Consider the following 21,726-nt stretch of genomic DNA (forward strand, 5'->3'; position numbering starts at 1 on the left):
GTTGAAGCAATGCGCGCACGTGACAACGATCTTCTTCTTGGACTGCTCGACACCCTCGAACACCGAGTTGATGACCTCGATGTTCTGCAACGCCAACTGCTGGAACAAGAACTCGTTACCCGCACGACGCGCCGAGTCACCGGTGCAGGTCTCTTCCGCACCCAGCACCATGAACTTCGTGCCCGCGGTCGCCAGCAGCTCGGCCACGGCCTTGGTGGTCTTCTTGGCCCGGTCCTCGTAGGCACCGGCACACCCGACCCAGAACAGGTACTCGTAGCCGTCGAAGCTGTCGGCGTCCTTGCCGAAGACCGGGATGTCGAAATCGACTTCCTTGATCCAGTTGAGGCGGTCCTTGGAGTTCTGCCCCCACGGGTTGCCCTTGTTCTCGAGGTTCTTGAACAAACCGGCCAGCTCGGAGGGGAACTCCGACTCGATCAACACCTGGTAGCGGCGCATATCGATGATGTGATCGACGTGCTCGATATCGACCGGGCACTGCTCGACACACGCACCACAGGTCGTGCACGACCACAACACCTCGGGATCGATGATGCCGTGGACATCCTCGCCACCGACCAGCGGACGATCCGCCTCGGCACGCGCGGCCTCGGAAATCTTGTCGGCACCATCGAGCAGATAGGGCGCCTTGGCATAGGTGTGATCACGCAGCGAAGTGATGAGCAGCTTGGGGGACAACGGCTTTCCGGTGTTCCAGGCGGGGCACTGCGACTGGCAGCGACCGCACTCGGTGCAGGTGGTGAAGTCGAGCAAGCCCTTCCAGGTGAAGTCTTCGACCTTGCCGACGCCGAGCGTGTCGACGTCGGGGTCGGCGGTCTCCAGGTCGAGGACACCGCCCCCGGACATCATGGGCTTGGCCGCGCCGAGCGCGACGCCACCGTCGCCTTCGCGCTTGAAATAGATGTTGAAGAAGGCCGAAATCCGGTGCCAGGCAACACCCCAGGTGAGGTGGCGGCCGATCAGATAGAGGAACGCCGCCCCGGCCAGCATCTTGATGAACGCGAAGAGCGAGATCATCAGCGGGGCGGCAGGCATCAGCCGCGCGATCTGCATGGTGAACAGATCACTCGACGCGTGTCCACCACCGTAAGTGGCGATCTTGCCCGCCTTGAGCAGGACGTCACCGAGGCCGTGGATGAGCACGATCGTCTCGATGGCGTACGCGGCAACGAGATTCGACCCGCTGAACCGGGAGAGGCGCTCGGGCCTGCGGGGGTGGTTGCGCTGCCGGATGGTGATCAGCACCAGGATTCCGATCACTGTGGCGAGACCGAGGATTTCCTCCAGCAGGTGGTAGCCGAACGTGTCGCCGATGATCGGCCAGCCGAACTCCGGGTCGAAGGTCTGTCCGTAGGACTCGAAGTAGAACACCATGCCGAGCAGGAACCCGACCATCACGAGCCAGTGGGCCCAACCGACAGTCCGGAACTTGTTCATTCTCGTGTGCGCGAGAACCTCGACGACGACGGTCTTCATCCGTGGCAGCACGGGGCCGATCCGTGACCGGTCGGGCTGACCGCTGCGGAGAACGCGAATCATCCGGGACAGGCCGAGAGCCAGTGACCCCCAGCAGATCGCGGTGATGATGACGCCGATGACGCCGAGTGTGATCGTCACAGTGCTCACAGTGTTGCCCCCTGTCCCCGCTGACCTGCAACACAAGTATGTTACTGGCCAGTAACTTGATGTCTGGTGCCAAATTAGCACCGATTCGGCAGCGGCGAAAGCCCCGGGCAACCAGATTCGGTGCAGCGCTGCGGACTTGGGAACCTGCCTGCGATCCCACCCGAAATTGCCATGTGCGCGGCTCGGATTTCGTTGGCAGGATCGAGTGGTCCAACGAACCGAGACGGAGGGAAACCGATGACAATCCTGGTTACCGGGGCGACGGCCAATATCGGGCGCATGGTCGTGGATCAGCTGATCGCGCGCGGTGTGACCGACATTCGCGCGCTGACCATCAACCCCACCAAGGCGGCGCTGCCCGCCGGCGTTCAGGTGGCGCGGGGGCATCTGGGGCGACCGGCCGGCTTGCCCGCGGCGTTCGAGGGTGTCGACCGGATGTATCTCGCACCTTCGCCGGACAATGTCACCGAGGTCCTCGAGCTGGCGCGGGCAGCCGGGGTGCGGCACGTCGTGGATCTGTCGGGCGAGCCCGAAAGCTGGTGGGGCAGTGTGTGTAACGCCGTCGAGGGCAGCGGCTTGGCATGGACTCATCTGTGGCCCGCCGACTTCATGGAGAACACCCTGACGTGGTCTCAGCAGATCCGTGACACCGGTGCTGTTCATGAGCCGCACCCCGGCACCGCCAGTGCTCCCATCGCCATGAACGACATCGCCGCCGTAGCCGCGACCGCCCTGCTGGAGGACGGTCACCTCGGCCGCGCGCACTCCCTCGCGGGCCCGCAGGTCCTCACTCGCGCGAACCTGGTCGCGCACCTCTCCGATGCCCTCGACCGCGAGATCACCTTCCGCACCTCCACCCGCGAGGAGACCATCACCGCGCTGCAACCCACCATGGGCGACAACTCGGCCTGGTATGTCGACAACGTCCTGCTCGATTTCGCCCCGCCGCCGGAATCCCTGCCCACCACCAGTGTCGAAGACATCACCGGCCACCCCGCCACCACGTTCGATCGATGGGCGCACGCGAACGCCGCCCGGTTTCTCGCCGACTGACACACCCCGGGCTGCGGCGGCCATCGAGGAAACCGGTCACGGAAACGATGCGGAGGCGCCGGACGGGGTGCACACTGGTCGGGTATCCGATTGCGGCGCTTGGTTTTCCGGGAGGGGGTCCGGTGAGCACTGTCCTTCTCGCCGTACACGACGCTGTGGGTCCCGTGCTCGCACAGGCTCCGACGCCCGAGCCGCCGCCGGAATCCGCGAGATACTTGCAACTCGTGCGCTACCTGTCGTGGCTCGCGCTCCTGCTGGTCCCGGTGCTCGTGATCATCGTCGTCCTCGTGATCGTGCGGGTGACGCGGTCGCGCCGCACCGAGCCGAGCCGGCACCCGCGACCGGCACCGCCGCCGGTAGCGGCTCCCCCTGTCGTGGCGCCGCCGAGCTCCGCGACACCGCCGGCGCCACGTCCGCTTCGAGGTGGATGGCATCGGATAGCCGATTCGTCGAGCCCCGATCGATCAAGTGCCGTGTCAGACCTTCCGCTGCCGGGGGCGGATGGCTGGCCACCGCCGGACCCGACGGTGTGGGGACGCCCCGAGCAGAGATGATCGCGCGGGAATATTTCTTGCCTCGCGGTAGGAAATGTTGTCGGAGACAAGGAATCCGGGGGCCCTGAGGGAATTCGACCAAATCTTGTGCGGTCGGTTCCCGAGGGCCGGGGGAAATGTCATTATGTGGGCATTTCGGGTGGCATCCAGGGGTTCGGCGGTAGGTCTGTGGGAAAAGTATTGGCGCCAATAGGTCGTCTGGTAGCGGCGGTCGTTCTGATTGTCGCGGCGATTATCGCGCTGCACGGGCGTTTACCTGGGACCGTTGTTCCCAGTGAAACCGGTGGGACTTCGCCGGTCGCTGTCGCGTTGATGCCGGTCTTGCTGCTGGTATCGGTGGTGATCTTGCTCGCGGGCGTCATCGTCAGTCAGCATCGGCTGCCGTTGGCGATGCCCGCGGTCGAACACGGTCTCCGGGTTCGTCTGTCGTTCACGCGGTTCGCGGTGCTGGCCCCGATCGCGCTCAGTACCGTCGCGCTGACGTTCGCGGTCGGTATCACCATGCTGTTCGTCTTGCCCGGCGCACGGCGTCAGCCGACACCGGTCGCCTCGGTGACACCGGCGCAAGCGGGACAGCCCGGTGCGCCCGCCGCTGTCGATGTGCAGGTGGTCGATTCGGCGGTCGACTCGTCGCGTCTGAGCGGGATGGCGTTGCTGGGAGCCGCGGGCCTGGCGATCGTGCTGATCGGCATCGCGGTGGCCGGTCTCGTCGGCGTCACCGTCGCAGGCCGGGCGCCGCTGGTCGACAGCGTGGAACTGACCGAGGAGCAGGTCTCGAAGACGGTCGACTCGCTGACCAGGGCCGCCGAGATGGGACTGGCGGCGATGAACGCGCCAGGTCAGGATCCACGGACCGCGGTGATCGCCTGCTATGTGGCCATGGAGGCCGGGTTGGCCGCGGATCGTGCCGCGGCGCCGTTGATCTCGGATACGCCGAGGGAAGTGCTGGAGCGGGCTTTCGACAGCGGCGTGCTGCACGACGACGGCGCACACGAGCTGGTCGCGCTGTTCGAGGAAGCCAGGTTCAGTCCGCACGCGATGCTGGGCTGGCAGCGTATCCGGGCCGAACAGCTGCTGCGCCTGGTTCTCGCCGACCTCCAGTCCCGCGACGAGGTGCCGGTGTGAGCCCAGTGCTAGTCGCGGCCCCGCATCTCGCCGTACAGCCAGGTGCCGATCATCCGCGCGGTCATGGCGATGGCGGCGGCGCGGTCGCCGTCGGCCACGTCGTCGGCCGAAGCGCGCACGACCGCGGCGAATCCGGTGTTGACCAGAACCCAGGACATCATGTCGTTGTCACGGTCGTCGCCGGGCCCGACGAACTGGATCACGATGAGCTTGACCAGCATTCGCAATCGCGGCTCGAATTCGGGTAACCCGCTGCTGTAGAACTGCACACTGCCGACGAGCGCGCGAACCAGATCCGACTTCGCGATCAGCACCTCGGCGAAGACATCGAGTATCTCGGAGGCGATGGCGACAAAGTCGTCGCTGCTCCTGGGCGACGTCGCCACGGGCAGGCTGAATACCCGCTGGGTGAACTCCTGCTCGACATCGGCGATGAGCCGATCGAGGAGTTCGTCGACGAGAAACGACCGCTCCGGAAAGTAGCGGTACAGCGTTCCGATACTGACGTGCGCCTGCGCCGCGATGACATTGGTGGAGGTGTTGTCGATTCCCCGCTGCCCGAACAGTTCGGCGGCGGTGTCGAGAATGTGTTCCCGGGTCGCCTTCGCCCGCTCCTGCTTCGGCCGGATCCGCCGGTCGACGGGTTTCGGTGGCATCGGTATTCCTTTCGGCCATCTGCTGCACTGATTCTCGTGGAAATATTCCGAAAGGTGGTCCGCATTGCGCGGAATAATATTTCCTGTGCGCGGCCATGGGGTTCCGCGACAGTGAATGGTGAGGTGCACACACCTGACCGGAAGCGATTTCCGTGCCGGTTGTTCCGGCATACGTTCGGGACGGCTTACGAGCCGATTCCTTTTTCGCATTCGGAAAGGCAGACCTTGCATGACCATTACTCGTGGCCGCACACGCTCGGTGCGTGCGGCAATACTGATGGGCGTCAGCGTTGTTGCTGTCGCCCTCTCCGGGGCGGGGGCGGCGGCTGACCCGGCGTCCGAACCCACCGAACAGCAGCTGGCCGAAATCATCCACCAGGGCCGCGATGTGGCCTGGGGTACCGACGGCGGGCTCGGCGGCACGGGGTCGGCCTGTACCTCCGGTAGCGGTGCGGGCTCGGGTAACGGCTCCGGCGACTGCCTCGGTGGTTCCGGCTCCAGCTCGGGCTCCTCGGGCGGCTACTCCTCCGACCCGGGCGCTATCGGCCCCGCGTCGACGGCGTTCCTGCCCGCGTTCGGCTACGGACTGCTCAATCCCGACGCGGGTGCTCCCGGCACCAACGATTGGAACTGCAAGCCGACCGCGCAGCATCCGCGACCGGTGGTGTTGTTGCACGGCACCTGGATGAACGCCTACAACGGGTACGCCTACATGGGCCAGCCGATCAAGGACGCCGGCTACTGCACGTTCACGTTCAACTACGGCCGTTCCAACATCGTCGAAGGCGGCGGGCTCGGTTCGTTCCTGCCCGGTGTCATGGGCACCGGCTACATCCAGGATTCGGCGAAGCAGACCGCGGCGTTCGTGGACCGGGTCCTCGCGGCCACCGGTTCCGACGAGGTCGACATCATCGCGCACTCCCAAGGTGGGTCGATGGCGAACTGGTACACCAAGTACGAGGGCGGCGCGGCCAAGGTCAACAAGCTGATCACCTTCGGCGCCACCCACCACGGCACCAGCCTCGACGGCATCGGCGCCCTGGGTCGCATGGTCAACAACCTGGGTATCGATGTGCTGGGTCCGATCGAGATCTTCGTCGGCCACGCCGGTATCCAGCAGACCGTCGGTTCGGATTTCGTCAAGACGCTCAACGCCAACGGTGACACCGTTCCCGGTGTCGATTACACCGTGGTCGGCACGCGCTACGACGAGGTGACGAATCCGTACGAGCTGACGTTCCTCGACCAGGGCCCCGGCTCGACGGTCAACAACGTTGTGCTGCAGGAAGGGTGCGAGCAGGACATCTCCGATCACCTGACGATGATGTACTCGCCGCGTGCTTTGTCGATCGCGCTGCGCGCGCTCGATCCGGTGCAGAACCCGAACCTGACCTGCACGTTCAATCCGTGGCTGATCGGGGGTGGTGGCTCCCTGTAGACGAGCGGACGATTCGGGTGCATCGCGGCACGGCTTGGTCGCGATGCACCCGATTTTCGTGTGTTCAGGGGACGAGCAGCGCGGCGGCGCGTTCCCAATAGGTGTGCATGTCCTGCTCCCAGTAGCCCCACGAATGCGTGCCCGCCGGGCGGAAATCGAAGGTCGCCGGGATATCCAGGGCGGCCAGGCGGTCACGCAGCAACGCGGTGCACACCACGGTGATCCCGTCGAGTACGCCGCCGATGAGCAGCTGATCGAGCAGTTTCACCGGATTGCGCTGGATACCAGGGCCGTTCAAGGTGTCCAGCGGGCCGGGCAGGCCGTTGCCGGTGCTCACATACACCTGAACTCCGCGTAGCTTCTCGGCATTGAGGGCGGCGTCATTGGCCGTCCAGGCCGGATCGGTGGGTGGTCCCCACATGTTGAGCGGGTTGCCGCGGCGCGCGGTGACGATCGAGGCCACCATCGCCTGTCCGGCCGGGTTGCTGGTCTGGATGCAGCCGCTGAACGAGCCGACCATCTGAAACCGCTGCGGTGCTTGCTGTGCCATCCGGAAGACCGCCGAGCTGGCCATCGACAGTCCGGCGACGGCGTCGCGGCCGGTCCCGTGGAAGGCCGAATCGATGATCGGCGGCAGTTCGGTGGTGAGGAAGGTCAGCCAGCGGTTGCGTCCGGTACCGGGATCGTCGGCCTGCCAGTCGGTGTAGAAGGTGCCCGCACCGCCGATCGGCATCACGATGTTCGCCTGTTTCGCGGCGAAGAAGTCGAGGGCGTCGGTCTTGGTGAACCAGTTGCTGCCCTCGCGCCAGTCGGGGGTGTCGGTGCCACCGTCGACGCCGTTGATCAGATACAGCGAGCCGGCGGGCGCCTCGGGGTCGGCGGCGGGAATGACCGCGACGGTGACCGGTCGATTCATCGCCGCGGAGTGCACGGTCACATCGATCACCGTGCCCGGCCCGTTCGCCGCGGCCGCGACGGCGTAGGAGCCGTTCGGTGCGGGCAGCGCCGCCGCCATGGCACGGGCGGCCACCAGGTCCGGGGCCGCCTGCGCCGTCGCGACGACGGGCAGGCCCGCGGCGGCGACCGCCACCGTGAGCGCGAGCCGTCGCACCATCGAATTGCGCACTGTCTTGTCTCCGTTCACTGCTGCGTCGTTATCGCCCATGCCGACTCGTTCCGTCGACCAGGCGCAGTTCCTTGGCGTCGGGCCACAGCGCCGACCACGGTTCGCTCGGGCCGTCGCACAGCCACAGCGCGACGCCGCGGTTCACGCCGGGAAAGCCGAGGGGCTCGTCGACGCGGGTCAGCAGCGTCGTCTGCGTGAAACGGGTACGCAGCGCGGTGTCGGGACCGTCGACCCCGAGGTAGAGCACCGTGGTCGCGGTGTCGGGTGGGGCGCCGAAGTAGCCATAGCCGCGGTTCGGACTGAACACCGCGGGAAGACCGGCGGCAGGCCCGAATTCCTCGAGTGCCGCTGCCTGCCAATAGTTCTGGGTCACGATCACCACACCCTCGCGCTGCCGCGGCGGTATCCGGTGATAGGTCTCGGCAACCGCGGTGACCAGGTCGTCCCAACCGCTCGGACCGAAAAGCACACTGCGCGAGTGGATCTGGGAATAGTCGGTCGTCGACTGCCGCAACGCCGACTCCGGTAGGGGCAGCGCGACGACGAGCGCGACGCAGATCGCGGTAGCCAGCGTGCCGAAGCCACCGCCGATGATCGCGCCGCGTCGCGTGATACCCCGGTCCGCCAGATACACCGCGCCCGCGGCGAACAGCCCGGGGAAAGCACCGGCCACGAAGTAGGGGCGCAGGCCCGCCAGCACCACCGCGCCCAGCCCGATCGCGATCATCGGGATCAGGAAGTAGTACGGACGGAACCGCTGCGCGCGCAGCCCGGCCCACATGCCGGCGAGCAACAGCAGACCGGCCGCACCGGTGACCTGAATCATCGTCCACGGCGCCGCGAGAACCCCGGCGGTGGCGAGCTGCTCATCGCGCACGATCGCGCCCATCGCCAGCTGTGGCCAGCCATTGCTGTGCTGCCACCACAGAATCGGGACCGCCGACCCCGCGAGCAGAGCCGAGCCGAGCCACCACGCGGGCCTGCGCAGCATCTCCCGCGGCCCGAACACGGCCACGCCGAGCGCGAGCACTGCCCAGATGATCGGAATCAGCCACTTGACCTGGAAGTCGACGGCGGCGACGAACCCCGCCGCGACCAACAGGTAGTCCTCGCGAGTGCGCACCCAGCGGATCAGCAGCCACGCGAGCACCGCCGTCAAGGTGATGTCGAGGGCGAAGGTGCTCAGCATCGCCGATTGCATCACCGCCATCGGGGTGGTCGCGTAGGCGAGCGCGGCGACGGTCTGGGGGAGTCGGCCGCCGCCGAACTCCCTGGCCATCACCGCGCTGAGCACGATGGCCAGCACTGTGAACAGCAGCGCGGGTACCCGCAGTGCCACTGTGGATCCCGGTGCGAGGTGGTTCGACAGTGCCGCCAGCAGCGGAACCAGCGGGCCCTGATCGGCATAGCTCACCGACGGATGCCGTCCGGCCGCGAGGAAATACAGTTCGTCACCGCCGATCCGATAGCGGTCGATCCTGGCGAGGAACAGGATGGCGGCCACGGCGGCGACGATCGATACCTCGCGCCACGCGAAGGCGGGCAGCGTGCGGAGGGGGGCGGCGGGCACCTCGACGGTGCCGCTCCGGACGTTCATGGTGGTACTCCGCGGGTTCAGTCCCGGTCGCCGCGGACTGGCGTCGGAGCAGCTCCGGAAGGTGTCGGGTGGGTGAGGGTCTGGTGTTGCGGCGCGGGCCGCAGGCGTTCGAGCCACGCCGGCGCCCACCAGCAGGCGTCGCCGAGCAGCCGCATGGACGCGGGCACCAGCAGCATCCGCAGGATGGTGGCGTCGATGAACAGTGCGGTCACCATGCCGAAGGCGATGTACTGCATCATCAGCAGATCCGACAGTGCGAACGCGCCGGTGACCACCAGCAGGATCACCGCGGCCGCGGTGATGATGCGGCCCGTCCGGGCGATACCCGCCTGCACGGCTTCGGTGGTGGAAGCGCCCGCGGCCCTGGCTTCGACGATGCGTGACAGCAGGAATACCTCGTAGTCGGTCGAGAGCCCGTAGACCACCGACACGATCACGACCAGGACCAGCGACATGATCGGTTGCGGGGTGAAGCCGAACACCCCCGCGCCGTGCCCGTCGATGAAGACCCAGGTGAGCACGCCCAGTGTGGCGCCGAGCCCGAGCAGATTCAGCACGGCTGCTTTGAGCGGCAGCACCAGCGAACCGAACGTCAGCGCCAGCAGTAGCGTGCTGGCCAGGAAGACGAACAGGACCATCAGCGGCATCCGCTCGACCAGCGCGTCGATGCTGTCCTTCTCCACGGCGGGCTGCCCACCGACCATCAGCGTCGTGCCGGGCGGTAAAGGCATCGAGCGCAGGTAGTCGATGGTCGCCTCGGCATCGCCGGATCCGGCGAGCACGGTCTGGGTGGTGAGGACCTGGGGCTGGAACGGCGACTGCATCGGTTCGGCGAACGGCGCGGCCAGGCCGGGGGCGTGGTTGGCGTCGGCGCGCACGGTATCGGCGGTCTTGGGGTCGAAGGTGACGATGACAAGGTCGATCGGGTCGATCTGGCGCAATGGGAACAGTTCGTCGAAGTGCTGCTGGGCCAGGCGCGTCGGATGCGACGGCGGGAGAAACCGCTCGTTGATGGAACCGAAGGCCAGATTCTGGATCGGGACGATGAGCAGCAGCAGCCCGAGGCAGATCGGAACGGCCACCACCAGTGGACGTTTCATGACTCCCGCGGCGAATCGGCCCCAGCCGTTGCCGGGAACACGATCTCTCGCGACCGGTTTACGGAACCAGTCGACGCCGAGCCAGTCGACGCGCCTGCCCAGTACGGCCAGCATCGCGGGGAGAAGGGTGATCGAGGTCAGTGCGGCCAGGGAGATGGTGATGATCGCGCCGTAGGCGAACGACCGCAGGAAGCCCTGCGGGAACACCAGAATTCCGGCTGCCGCGACCACCACGATCAAGGCGGAGAACAACACAGTGCGTCCCGCCGTGGTCACCGAGCGCCGGACCGCATCGTCGACAGTGCGTCCGTCGGCGAGTTCCTCGCGGAACCGGCTGAGCACGAACAGTCCGTAGTCGATCGCCAGGCCGAGCCCGATCATCGAAACGACCGGGGAGACGAAGGAGTTCACCTCGGTGACCGCGGTGAGGCAGCGCAGCAGTCCCCACGCGCCGAGCATGGTGAGTCCGCCGACGATCAGCGGCAGCGCCGCGGCGACGACGCCGCCGAACAGGAAGAACAGCAGGATCGCGACCGCGGGGACGGCGAACAACTCCACCCGGCGCTGATCCTGAACCATGGTGTCGTTCAACGCGAGTGCGACCGGTTGTCCGCCGGCGAGTTCGACCTCGACTCCGGGGATCACGAACTCCTCGGCGATCTTGCGGTAATTGCGGCCCTGTTCGGTGGGGTCGAGGCCGCTGACCGCGACCGAGGCGAACGCGTAGTCACGGTCGGGGGATCCGAAGACCTCGGGAATCGCCACGCCGGTATCGGTCGGCCAATACGCGCCGTTGACGCGGTCGATCTCGTTCGGGAACCGCTGCGGCAGAGTGTTCAGGCCCGCCACGACCGTCGCGGCGAAAGCCGGATCGTCGATGGTGGTGCCTTCGGGCGCCCGCACCAGCAGGAGCACGTCGCTGCTGTGATCACGGCCGAACGCGTTGTCGCGCACGTGTGCCGCGCGCACCGATTCCGAGGACGGATCGTCGAAGCCCTTCGCACTGAGATCCGCGCCGAGTCCGAGCCCGTAGGTGCCCAGTGCCAGTAATCCGGTCACCATTATCAAGATCACCAGATATCGCCGCCGCACGACGGTGTCTGCCCATTGTGTCAACTCGGCGAACACATTCGCCTCCCAACTGCTCGCGATGTGGTCGAACTTGTCAGGAGTCGCCTGCCTTTTCGGTCGCTACCGCGCAATGTTGCGGCCGGTCACAACGATTCTCGGAATGCTGTTGTGAGCCATGACTTCGCGCTCTGGGCCCGATCACAGGAGACCGCGCGATTACCCGTCCGAAATTCCAGAGGTCGGTAATCGCCACGATCGCCGCGGGGGTGGGCTTCTACGTTGACACCAACGGTCACATGCCACAGGCCGGTCGAGCCGGAGGAAATTTCGTGTCGGATATTGCCATTGTCGGAATCGGATGTCGGTTCGCGGGCGGAATCGATTCCCCGGAATCGTTCTGGGACTTTATCGTCGACAAGCGCGACGGCGTCGTGGAGATGCCCGCCGATCGCTGGGATTGGCGCCGCTACTACGACCCCGAACCGCGAACCCCGGGGCGCAGCTACACCAAACACGGCGCCTTCATGACCAACGATCCGTGGGAGTTCGACCCCGACTTCTTCGGGATCTCACCGCGCGAGGCCACGGTGCTCGACCCGCAGCAGCGGTTGATGCTCGAGGTGACCTGGGAGGCCCTCGACGATGCCGGGATCGCGGGGCGCTCGGCCGGTGCGCAGGTCGGAGTCTATGTGGGCGGCTTCGTTGTCGACCAGTCGGTGATCGGGGTGGTGGGCCCCGCGCTGTTCCACACCGACATGCACACCCCGGCCAGCGCCTCCTACACGATGCTGTCCAACCGCATCGCCTACGCGCTGAACCTGGTCGGTCCGGCGATCACCGTCGACACCGCGTGCTCGTCGTCGCTGGTGGCGCTGCACCTGGCCTGCCAGGCGCTGGAGAACGACGACTGCGAGGTCGCGCTGGCGGGCGGGGTCAATGTGATGCTGCAGCCGGAAACCTTCGTGCTCATGTGCAAAGGCGGCTTCCTGGCCACCGACGGCCGCTGCAAGTCCTTCGACGCGTCCGCCGACGGTTACGGTCGCGGCGAGGGCGCGGGCATGGTGGCGCTGAAGAAGCTCGAAGACGCTGTCCGCGACGGTGATCGCGTGTACGCGGTGATCAAGGCCACCGGGTCGAATCAGGACGGGCGAACGACCGCGATCACGGTGCCGAACGCCGACTCGCAGGAGGCGCTGGCCCGCACCGTGTGCGAACGCTCGGGCCTGGCGCCCGACGAGATCACCTATCTGGAGGCGCACGGCACGGGCACGCTGGTCGGCGATCCGGTCGAATTGCGCGCTCTCGGCCGGGTTTTCGGTGCCGCGTCCGGGCGCACCGGCACCATCGGCGTCGGCTCGGTGAAAGCCACGATCGGTCACACCGAGGCCGCCGCGGGCGTGGCCAGCGTGATCAAAGCCGCACTGGCACTGCGACATCGCACGTTGCCGCCGCAGGGCTGGCTGAACGAGCCGAACCCCGACATCGCGTTCGACGAGCTGGGCTTGCACGTCCAGACCGAGGCGCAACCGCTGCCCGCCGATGCCGCGCCGATGTCGGTGGCGGTCAACGGCTTCGGCTACGGCGGCACCAATGCCCACGCGATCCTGCAGGAGTTCCGCGCGCCCGAATCGCCGACCGAACCGGCCCGCCACCTCGGCATTCTGCCCATCTCGGCCCGCAGTACGGGTGCCGCGCGTGCGTTGGCGGGCCGGTTCGCCGACCTGATCACCGCGGGGGCCGACCCGGACCGGCTGGCCGAAGCGGCGTGGACCCGGATGGCGCACCACCCGTTCCGCACCGGTGTACTCCTCGACGGTTCCACCGACGACCTGGTCCGTGAACTGCACGAGTACGCCTCGGGTACCGGGCGCGACGCCGGCCGCACGGTGTCCTCCAGCGCCGCCGAGCCGGTGTTCGTCTTCTCGGGCATGGGACCGCAGCACTGGAAGATGGCCCGCGGTCTCCTCGCCGCCGGTGGAGTGTTCGCCGAGACCGCCGAGGAGATCGACGCGGAATTTCGCGCGATCGCGGGCTGGTCGATCATCGAGGAGCTGAGCAAGCCGGAGGACGAGTCCCGGGTGACCAGCACCGAGGTCGCGCAGCCCGCGAACTTCCTCGTCCAAGTGGGCCTGGTACGCGAGCTGGCCGAATACGGCATCGTCCCCGCAGCCATCGTCGGACACAGTGTGGGCGAGGTGTCGGCGGCGTACGTCAGCGGCATGCTGACACTGCGCGAAGCGGTGCGGGTGGCCTATCACCGAGCGCGACTGCAGGCCACGACCGCCGGAACCGGCGGGATGCTCGCTGTCGGCTTGACCAAGGAACAGGCCGACGCGCTCGTCGCCGACGATCCGCGCGTCGACATCGCCGCGATCAACAGCCCCACCTCCCTGACGCTGTCCGGCGACGTCGACCGACTCGACGAGATCGCCGAGAAGCTCACGGAGGACGGCATATTCGCGCGTCGGCTGCGGGTCGAGGTGCCGTATCACAGTCGCCTGATGGATCCGATCCACGACGAACTGCGCACGGCGCTGGCCGATCTGGCGCCACAGGCGCCCACGGTGGCGCTGTACTCCTCGGTGACGGGGGAACTCGTCACCGACGGCGACTGGAACGCCGAGTACTGGTGGTCGAATGTCCGGCAGCCGGTGCGGTTCTTCGCCGCGATCGCGAGCTTGATCGCCGCGGGCAACCGGATCTTCCTCGAGGTCGGTCCCCATCCGGTGCTGTCGGGCAATATCCGCGAGGCCCTGGTCGACGCGGACGTGAACGGCACCACGGTGCCCACCCTCGACCGCGAGCAGTCCGATTCGCACAGCATCCGGCGCACCCTCGTCGGTCTGCATGCCGCCGGGGTACTCGACCGTGAACTGCTGTTTCCCGCCGAGCGTGGCGTCACCGCGCACGTACCGCTGCCGCGCTATCCCTGGCAGCGCACCCGCCTGCACTCGGCGCTGCCACTGTTCGAGCAGGCCCGCCTCGGCACACCCGGCGGGCACGCGATGCTCGGCGACCCCGATGTGGAGGGCCGCCCCGAGTGGCTGCTGCAGGTGGGCACCGAGCTGCTGCCGTGGCTGGCCGACCACGTCGTCAACGGCGTCAAGATCATGCCCGGCGCGGCGTACCTGGACGCCGCGCTGAGCGCCACCGCCGCGCGGATCGGCAGCAAACAGGTTGCGCTGGAGGGCGTTCGGTTCGTCGCGCCGCTGATCATGGGTGCCCCCGATGTGCCGTTGGTCGCGATGAGCGTCGAGGAGGCCAGCGGTCGCTTCATGATCAGATCGCGCAGCGCGACCGGAACGGCGTGGACGGTGCACTCGACCGGGCGCACCTTGACCGGCAGCCACGAACAGACCGAAGTCGCGTTGCCCACCATCGAGGTCGGGGTCGACGTCGACCCGGCGATGTTCTACGCGGGCCTGGCCTCGGCCGGGCTGCAATACGGTCCGACGTTCCAGCGGGTGACCTCCGTGCGGGTGGGACGCGACGTGGTGCTGGCCACCGTCGACGGGAGCATCGCCGAAGGCTCGCGACATCTGGCGCATCCGGCCGTCGTCGACGCCGCGATGCAGTGCGCGGCGATGCTTTTCACCGACGAAAGGATCAACGAGGGCGTGATGGTGCCCGTCGGGGTGAACGCGGTGCGGCTGCTCGCCGAACTCCCCGCGGAGATCACCGTCATCGCCCGCCGCGACCCCGGTGCCCGCCTGCGCGCCGATGTCGACCTGCTCGACCGGGACCGAAACCTGGTGGCGCGGTTGACCGGCCTGCAGATCGGTGCGCTCAAGCCCGGTGACAGCCCGCTGCACCGGATGGCCGACTTCTACTACACCGAGGTGCTCGAAGAGCGCGACCCGATCGACCCCGCGGCGCTGACCGAAGCCGGGTCGGTGTCCACCGTGATCGTCGCGCTCGGTGAGAGCCCGCGCACCGCCGAACTGGCCGCCGCGATCCCGGGGTCGCGGGTGCAGCTCGTCGACCCGAACAGCGACGAACTGGAGTCGGAGCTCGTCGCGAATCTGGAGGCGGCGAAAGCCGACGAAACGCAGCGCACCCACGTCTGTGTGGTCGTCGGTGCGGGCACCGACGACGTCGCCGACCTGTGGACGCTCAAGCGCGTCGCGGTCGCGGTGTCGGAGTACGTCACCCCGACCGTGGAAGGCGCCCCGCCACAGATCAGCTTCGGCGACGGCAACGTCCACGCCACGCTGGTCACCGAATCCGCCTTCACGGTTCCCGGCAGCGATGTCGCACCGGACCCGCGCCAGGCCGCGCTCGCCGGTGGCCGCCGGGTGCTGCTCAACGAACAGACCCCGCTGCGCTGGCGGTTGGTCGACACCGAGCCCGGCACCACCGTCGCCGAACTCGTCGCCGAACTGGGTGTGCCCGGTGCCTTCACCCTTGACAACAGCGACGAGGTGCTGCTGCGCGACGGCAGGCGCTGGGCGCCGATGGTCACCAAGCCGCTGCCCGAGCGCATCGATGAGCTCGAGACGTCGCATCCGCTGGCCGATCCGGCGGCGAACTTCGAGCTGGACATGCCACGCACGCGGGTGCTCTCGCAGGTGGCGTGGCGTGAATGCCCACGTCCGGAGCCGGCCGCGGGCCAGATCGAGGTCGCGATGGCGGTGATCGGATTGAACTACAAGGATCCGCTCAAGGTCATCGGCCTGCTCGGCGAACGCGAACTCGCGCCGACGTATTTCGGCACCGTGCCCGGTATGGAGGGCATCGGCACCGTGGTTCGGGTCGGTGCCGAGGTCAGCGATGTCGCGGTCGGCGACAAGGTCGCGGTGGCGTCCAAGGGCATGATGCGCCGATTCGCCGTCGTCGATCGGGCGCTGGCGGTGATCGTGCCCGCCGACACCGATCCCGGCTACTGCACCAGCACCATCGCCTTCGGCACGGCCGAATACGCCCTGCACGACCTGGCCCGCCTCGAACCGGGCGAGACCGTGCTGATCCACGGTGCGGCGGGCGGCGTCGGCACCGCGGCCATCCAGGTGGCCAAGTCCATCGGCGCCCGCATCATCGGCACCGCGAGCTCGCCCGAGCGGCGCGAACACGTCCTGGCCATGGGCGCGGATTTCGCGGTGAACTCGCGTTCGCTCAATTTCGTCGACGATGTCCTCGCGCTGACCGGCGGCGCCGGTGCCGATGTGATCGTCAGCAGCGCACCCGGTGAGATCCTGCGCCAGAACTTCAACGCCGCAGCCGAATTCGGTCGCATCGTCGAGGTCGGCAAGGCCGATATCTACACCGGCGGGCTGCTGGAACTGGCCAACTTCGACAAGAACCTCGCCTACTACTCGATGGATCTGGACCGCCTGGTCGCGGTGCGCCCGCAACGGCTGTCGCGACTGCTGGAGCGGGTGTTCGAGAAGGTCACCGAAGGCGTCTACACCCCGCTGCCGTACCAGATGTTCGAGACACACGAGGTGAGTCAGGCGTTCGAGGAGACACTGCGGTCCTCGCGCGTCGGCCGGGTCGCCCTGCGGATGGACGATCCGCGCCCGCCCGTGCGGCCCTCGCTGCCGCCGCTCGACATCGACGGCGCCGGAAACTATCTCATCACCGGTGGGTTCGGTGGGTTCGGCATGGCGATCGGCCGCTGGCTGGCGCTGCGCGGTGCGCGCAGGCTGGTACTGGCCGGGCGCAGCGGCGCCGCCACCGAGACGGCGCGCCGCCAGCTCGAGGTGTGGCGCGCGGTCGGCATCGAGGTGATCGAAGAACACGCCGACGTCACCGATGCCGCCGCCGTCGCCGCGATCGTCGCCCGCGCGCACACCGAACAACACCCGTTGCGCGCGGTGTTCCACGCCGCGGGCGCGGTGGCCGACAACCGTCTCGCCAGCATGGCGCGCGACGAGCTCGACCGGGTCTATCGCCCCAAAGTCCATGGCGCGCAGGTGATCCACCAGGCGGTAGCCGATGCGGGCATCACCCTCGACATGTTCGTGCTGTGTTCCTCGGGCGGCTCGATGTACGGGATCTACGGTCAATACAACTACTGTGCTGCCAACGTCGCCGTCGAAACTCTGGCCCGGCGCTGGGCCGCCGCGGGGGAGCGCGCACTGTGCATCGGCTGGGGACACCTGTCCGGCGCCTCGGGCGGCATGGCATCGGATGAAACCGCCGAAAAGTATCTGGACCTGGTGGGTTTCGGTCCGATCGACATGGCCGACGCCACCGCCTACCTCGAACAGACCCTGCGCCTCGGCGTGACGAACGCGGCGATCATTCCCACCGACTGGGCGAAACTGACCGGAACCTTCCCGCAGCTGGTACGCACCGGCCGCACCGCCGCCCTGGCGCAGTCCTCGGCCAAGGACACCTCCGAATTGGCCAAGCTCCGCGCCGAACTCGCCGCGATGGAGGAAGCCAAGCGCGGACCCGCCATCGCCCGCAAGATGGCCGACGAACTCGCGGTGGTCATGGGGGTGCCGGTCGAATCGATCGACATGACGGTGCCCGTGCCGGAGCTGGGGCTCGACTCGTTGATGGCGGTCGAACTGGGCGCGCGGGTCACCAAGACGCTCGGCATCGACCTGATGTCGATGCAGATGGGCCGCTCGTTCAGTTTGGAACAGGCGGGCCCGAAGGTCGCGGAGCTGATTCTGGCCTCCGAACCCGCTGTCACACCGCCACTTCCGGAGGTGACGCCCGGTGAATCCGCCCCGCGGATCGTCGACGTGCCCGACCAGTGGACCGTCGAGCGACCGGCGGAGGTCTCGATGGTGGGATCGCACTGATGGTCGACTTCGGCTTGATCGACGAATGGCGCCCGGCGCCCGGCCGGCTCGTGACCTGGTTCGCCTCGGCGGACTCGGTCGCGCGCGCGGCCAGGGCGCCGGTCCATCCGGCGCCGCCCTCGCTCCAGCAGGAGCAGTATCTGCGCTTGGCCGACCGGCACGCGGGCGCGGACTTCCGGTTCTCCGGCCTGTGCCTGGTCACCGCCGAGATCCCCACCGGTGACCTCGACCGCGCCGCGATCACCCGGGCGATCCACGCATTCCTGTTGCGCCACGACACTTTTCGCACGTGGTTCGCTGTCGAAGCCGGTGGCACAGTGCGGCGTCATCTGGTGCCCGAGGCCGATGTCGAGTTCGTGCCGGTCGACTACGGCCACATCGACGATCCCGAGTCGATCTGCCGGCACGTGGAGAAGACGACACCGGGCCCGTTCCAGTGGGATTGCTTCACCTTCGGTGCCATCGAGCACGGCGATTCCACCACCGTGTACCTGGCCGTCGACCACCTGCACACCGACGGACTCGGGCAGTACCTGTCCGCGGCCGACTTCGCCCAGCTCTACGCCGCGCAGCTGTGGGACGAGGCCGAACCGCTCGCGCCCGCGGCGAGCTATCTCGACTACTGCCGCAACGAGCGGTTCTTCAGCGACCAGCAGAGCCTTTCCTCTCCCGGTGTGAAGAAATGGCTGGCGCTGTTGGGCGGCAACGACAACAAGCTTCCGGTCTTCCCGCTCGACCTCGGCAAGAAGACCGACGGATACCATCGCAGCGCCCACCGCAGCGTCGTGCTGTTCGACGACGACGAGGCCGATCGATTCGACGAGGTCTGCCGTGCCAACGGCGCCGAATTCGTCGGCGGTGTGTTCGCCGCGGCCGCACTGGCCGAACGCGAGCTGGTCGGATCGGACTACTACTTCGGCATGACCCCGGTGAGCACCAGGACCTCGGCGGCCGAGAACAATTCGGTGGGCTGGTACGTGACGCTCGTTCCCGTCGCGTTCCCGCTCGGCGAACGCACCACGGTCGCCCGCGCGCTCGCGCTCGCGCAGCGGGCCTACGACAGCGGACTCCTGCTGGCGCCCACTTCTTTTCACCGTGTTCTCGATCTACTGCCCCCCGATTCCGAGATCAAGGCCGAGCCGGGGTGGGTCACCCCGATGATCTCGTTCATCGACGCCAGGGACTTCCTGGGCAACGAGCTGTTCGACAGCATGAACGCCGGGGTCTTCGCCAACCGGGCTGCCTCCGAGGAAGCACTCATCTGGATCAACCGGCTACCGGGCCGGACCTCGTTGAGCGTCATCTTCCCCGACACCGCGATCGCGCAGGAGTCGGTGCGCCGCTACCTGGCCACCATGAAGTCCGTATTCGGAGCCATCATCGACAGCGCCGCGGAGCACCCATGATCCGAGAAGAATTCGTCCCGACCATCTTTCGCGACCCCGCCATTCCCGATGGCGAGAAGTCGAGATACCGCGTCGGCATCGCCGGCGAGCCCGGCGGCTTCGAGATATCGCACGTCGTCGTGCACGACCGGGGCGGCTACCACACGACACTCGAGGCGAGCCCGGAGGACAAGAGCGGCCGCGACCGTGAACTGGTGATGACCGTCGAGCAGCGCATAGGGCGTATCGACGGCCGACTGCACGCGGAAAGCTATCGCGCGCAGACCCGGTCGGGGTCGACGGTGGTTTCGCGCGAGGAAGTGAATTTCGTCGACACCGTGCACCTGCAGTTCGGTGGCCTGCCCGGACCGTTCCCGCCGAATGTGATGCCGATCGCCGGTGGGCTGACGATGTTGCGTGGACTGGACTTCGCCGACGGGCTGGTCGAAACGGTCGACGTGTGGCTCGCGGCGTCGGTGCACTGGCCATTGCTCGTCCGGGTGGAGAAGCAGGTCGTGTTCGCGGGACCGGCCGGGGTGTTCCCGTGTTGGCAGGTGCGGTTGCGGCCCGGCTTCGACCAGGTGAACGGGATGCTGGACAAGATGGTCGGCTCGGTCGTGCCGCCGTTCATCGCCCTGTTCGAGGTGGCGGCGCCGCACCGGATGGTGCAGTTGAGCTTCCCGACCCAGATGTCGATGTCGGCCCCGCGCGCCACGATGGAATTGGTGTCATGAGCGACACCACCGGGGTCGCGAAGGCGCAGGTGCCCGAGCTCGGCGCGTGGCTTGCGTTCGGCGCCTGCCTGATCGCGGTGTTCATGCAGATGATCGACGTGACGATCGTGAACACGGCGCTGCCGAGTCTCACCGCCGACCTCGGTGCGTCCAGGTCGGCACAGCTGCTGGTGATCTCCGGGTACGCGCTGGCGTTCGCCTGCACCCTGCTCACCGCCGCGCGGATCGGTGCGATGGTCGGTCGGCGCACGATGTTCCTGGTGTCGGTGGTCGCCTTCACCGCGGCTTCGGTGTGGTGTGGATCGGCCGGTGGCCCTGCCGAACTCGTGCTCGCGCGGGTGGTCCAGGGTGCGGCGGGGGCGGGGATGGCCGCCCAGACGATCGCCATTCTCACCGCCGGTTTTCCGCGCGAGCGCCATCCCCTGGTTTTCGCGCTGTACGGGGGAGTAGCCGGATTCGCCGGGATGCTCGGACCCATCGTGGGCGGCGTGCTGCTCACCGTCGATATCGGTGGGTGGGGGTGGCGGTCGGTCTTCCTGATCAACCTGCCGATCGGGCTGTTCGCGTTCGGATTGGCCTGGAAATTCCTGGACCGGAGCAGTCCGGCCGGTCGTCACCCCCTCGATCTGGTCGGTGCCGCGCTGTCCGGGCTCGGCTTGTTCGCCCTGATCGGGGGCCTGGCTCAGATCCAGGAGCACGGGTGGCGGCTCGACCTGCTCGCCGTCACCGGTGCCGGGCTCGTGCTGACGGCGGTGTTCCTCGCCCAGCAGCGCACCCGCACCGCGCGCGGTGCCGACCCCCTTGTGCGGCTGGACCTGTTCGGCAACCACGGCTTCCGGATCGGCTCGGTGCTGGTCGGCGCGTTCTTCGGGCTGTTCACCGCGTTCGTGTTCGCCGCCTCGATCACCATGCAGGATGTGCTCGGCTACTCGCCGCTGCTCACCGGCATGGTGATGACCCTGTTCGCCCTCGGTGCGGGCGCCGGCGCCCTCGGTTCGCTGATTCTGGTGCCGCGCTGGGATATCTGGGCGCTGGCCGCCGGGATCGCGCTGTTCGGCGGATGTATCGGCGCGGGTGGGGTGTACCTGTATCTGGTCGACGGTGTAGCGAACGCGCTGCTCTGCGCGGGTCCGGTGTTCGCGGCCGGATTCGGTGTCGGCCTGTTCGGCGTTCAGTTGCAGCCGATGATGCTGTCCGGGTTGGACGCGAACCGGATGGCCGAGTCCTCCGGTGTGCTGCCCACCATCGAACAGGTCGGCAATGCGGTCGGACTCGCGGTGCTGACCACAGTGTTCTTCAGTTCGCACAGCCTCGGCGGCAGCATCATGATGATGGGCGCCATCGCCGCCGTGGCGCTGGTGCTGGCGGTGCTCACCTTGGCGATGCCCTCGCGCGAGCGTCGAGAACAGGCCGCGATCGGCGTTTCGTAGGGTTTTCGCTGGTCGTCGGCGTGCGGGTGCCGCTGGTTGTCGGACCCCGGTGTCAGAC

12 protein-coding genes are annotated in these 21,726 nt (G+C 67.5%); 7 read left to right on the forward strand and 5 right to left on the reverse strand.

Annotation, left to right across the window (positions count from 1 at the left end; all coding sequences use genetic code 11):
* Nucleotides 1-1,644: (Fe-S)-binding protein (locus ACWDXS_RS30790; RefSeq protein ID WP_449971089.1), on the reverse strand; the 1,644-nt coding region annotated here is incomplete at its 3' end.
* A 237-nt stretch (nucleotides 1,645-1,881) separates the two neighbouring features.
* On the opposite strand from ACWDXS_RS30790, the gene ACWDXS_RS30795 reads away from it, so the two are divergent.
* Together ACWDXS_RS30795 and ACWDXS_RS30800 are read left to right on the forward strand one after the other, a co-directional pair.
* Nucleotides 1,882-2,697 (forward strand): NAD(P)H-binding protein, encoded by an 816-nt coding sequence (locus tag ACWDXS_RS30795; protein WP_449971092.1) that lies wholly within the window; start codon nucleotides 1,882-1,884, stop codon nucleotides 2,695-2,697.
* 866 nt (nucleotides 2,698-3,563) lie between these two features.
* Nucleotides 3,564-4,376: a DUF4129 domain-containing protein gene (locus tag ACWDXS_RS30800; protein WP_449971095.1), complete on the forward strand. Its 813-nt coding sequence runs from the start codon at nucleotides 3,564-3,566 to the stop codon at nucleotides 4,374-4,376.
* 8 nt (nucleotides 4,377-4,384) lie between these two features.
* Here ACWDXS_RS30800 and ACWDXS_RS30805 read toward each other — a convergent pair whose 3' ends face one another.
* Nucleotides 4,385-5,032, reverse strand: a complete 648-nt coding sequence (locus ACWDXS_RS30805; RefSeq protein ID WP_378997051.1) for a TetR/AcrR family transcriptional regulator — start codon at nucleotides 5,030-5,032, stop codon at nucleotides 4,385-4,387.
* Nucleotides 5,033-5,261: 229 nt separating this feature from the next.
* Here ACWDXS_RS30805 and ACWDXS_RS30810 point away from each other — a divergent pair, with 229 nt between their 5' ends.
* Nucleotides 5,262-6,470: an esterase/lipase family protein gene (locus tag ACWDXS_RS30810; protein ID WP_387446556.1), complete on the forward strand. Its 1,209-nt coding sequence runs from the start codon at nucleotides 5,262-5,264 to the stop codon at nucleotides 6,468-6,470.
* 64 nt (nucleotides 6,471-6,534) lie between these two features.
* On the opposite strand, the gene ACWDXS_RS30815 is transcribed toward ACWDXS_RS30810, so the two are convergent.
* From ACWDXS_RS30815 to ACWDXS_RS30825, 3 genes are read right to left on the reverse strand one after another with little or no spacing between them, the layout of a single operon-like run.
* Nucleotides 6,535-7,635 (reverse strand): alpha/beta hydrolase, encoded by a 1,101-nt coding sequence (locus tag ACWDXS_RS30815; protein WP_449971099.1) that lies wholly within the window; start codon nucleotides 7,633-7,635, stop codon nucleotides 6,535-6,537.
* Nucleotides 7,625-9,193 carry an ArnT family glycosyltransferase gene (locus ACWDXS_RS30820; protein WP_449971102.1) on the reverse strand — a complete coding sequence of 523 codons (1,569 nt, stop codon included), beginning with the start codon at nucleotides 9,191-9,193 and terminating at the stop codon, nucleotides 7,625-7,627. Before ACWDXS_RS30820 ends, ACWDXS_RS30815 begins: the two co-directional genes overlap by 11 nt.
* A 17-nt stretch (nucleotides 9,194-9,210) precedes the next feature.
* Complete coding sequence (locus tag ACWDXS_RS30825; protein WP_449971105.1) at nucleotides 9,211-11,421, reverse strand: MMPL family transporter; 2,211 nt, start codon at nucleotides 11,419-11,421, stop codon at nucleotides 9,211-9,213.
* Between the two features lie 272 nt (nucleotides 11,422-11,693).
* Here ACWDXS_RS30825 and ACWDXS_RS30830 point away from each other — a divergent pair, with 272 nt between their 5' ends.
* The 4 genes from ACWDXS_RS30830 to ACWDXS_RS30845 are packed head-to-tail and all read left to right on the forward strand — an operon-like array spanning nucleotide 11,694 to nucleotide 21,668.
* Nucleotides 11,694-18,119 carry a type I polyketide synthase gene (locus ACWDXS_RS30830; RefSeq protein ID WP_449971108.1) on the forward strand — a complete coding sequence of 2,142 codons (6,426 nt, stop codon included), beginning with the start codon at nucleotides 11,694-11,696 and terminating at the stop codon, nucleotides 18,117-18,119.
* Nucleotides 18,119-19,525 carry a condensation domain-containing protein gene (locus tag ACWDXS_RS30835; protein WP_449971111.1) on the forward strand — a complete coding sequence of 469 codons (1,407 nt, stop codon included), beginning with the start codon at nucleotides 18,119-18,121 and terminating at the stop codon, nucleotides 19,523-19,525. Before ACWDXS_RS30830 ends, ACWDXS_RS30835 begins: the two co-directional genes overlap by 1 nt.
* A complete protein-coding gene (locus ACWDXS_RS30840) occupies nucleotides 19,522-20,238 on the forward strand; it encodes a hypothetical protein (protein WP_378992698.1) in 717 nt (238 codons plus the stop codon). The genes ACWDXS_RS30835 and ACWDXS_RS30840 overlap by 4 nt, the downstream gene beginning before the upstream one ends.
* The gene (locus tag ACWDXS_RS30845; RefSeq protein ID WP_449971114.1) at nucleotides 20,235-21,668 is read left to right on the forward strand and encodes an MFS transporter; all 1,434 of its coding nucleotides are present in this window, start codon (nucleotides 20,235-20,237) and stop codon (nucleotides 21,666-21,668) included. The genes ACWDXS_RS30840 and ACWDXS_RS30845 overlap by 4 nt, the downstream gene beginning before the upstream one ends.
* Nucleotides 21,669-21,726 lie beyond the last annotated feature (58 nt).

This window comes from Nocardia sp. NPDC003183, assembly GCF_053590715.1.

What these genes read in the sequence shown, in the direction of transcription:
- ACWDXS_RS30795 (WP_449971092.1), top strand. Translation starts at nt 1,882, where the DNA reads ATGACAATCCTGGTTACCGGGGCGACGGCCAATATCGGGCGCATGGTC.
- ACWDXS_RS30800 (WP_449971095.1), top strand. Translation starts at nt 3,564, where the DNA reads ATGCCGGTCTTGCTGCTGGTATCGGTGGTGATCTTGCTCGCGGGCGTC.
- ACWDXS_RS30805 (WP_378997051.1), bottom strand. Translation starts at nt 5,032, where the DNA reads ATGCCACCGAAACCCGTCGACCGGCGGATCCGGCCGAAGCAGGAGCGG.
- ACWDXS_RS30810 (WP_387446556.1), top strand. Translation starts at nt 5,262, where the DNA reads ATGACCATTACTCGTGGCCGCACACGCTCGGTGCGTGCGGCAATACTG.
- ACWDXS_RS30815 (WP_449971099.1), bottom strand. Translation starts at nt 7,635, where the DNA reads ATGGGCGATAACGACGCAGCAGTGAACGGAGACAAGACAGTGCGCAAT.
- ACWDXS_RS30820 (WP_449971102.1), bottom strand. Translation starts at nt 9,193, where the DNA reads ATGAACGTCCGGAGCGGCACCGTCGAGGTGCCCGCCGCCCCCCTCCGC.
- ACWDXS_RS30835 (WP_449971111.1), top strand. Translation starts at nt 18,119, where the DNA reads ATGGTCGACTTCGGCTTGATCGACGAATGGCGCCCGGCGCCCGGCCGG.
- ACWDXS_RS30840 (WP_378992698.1), top strand. Translation starts at nt 19,522, where the DNA reads ATGATCCGAGAAGAATTCGTCCCGACCATCTTTCGCGACCCCGCCATT.
- ACWDXS_RS30845 (WP_449971114.1), top strand. Translation starts at nt 20,235, where the DNA reads ATGAGCGACACCACCGGGGTCGCGAAGGCGCAGGTGCCCGAGCTCGGC.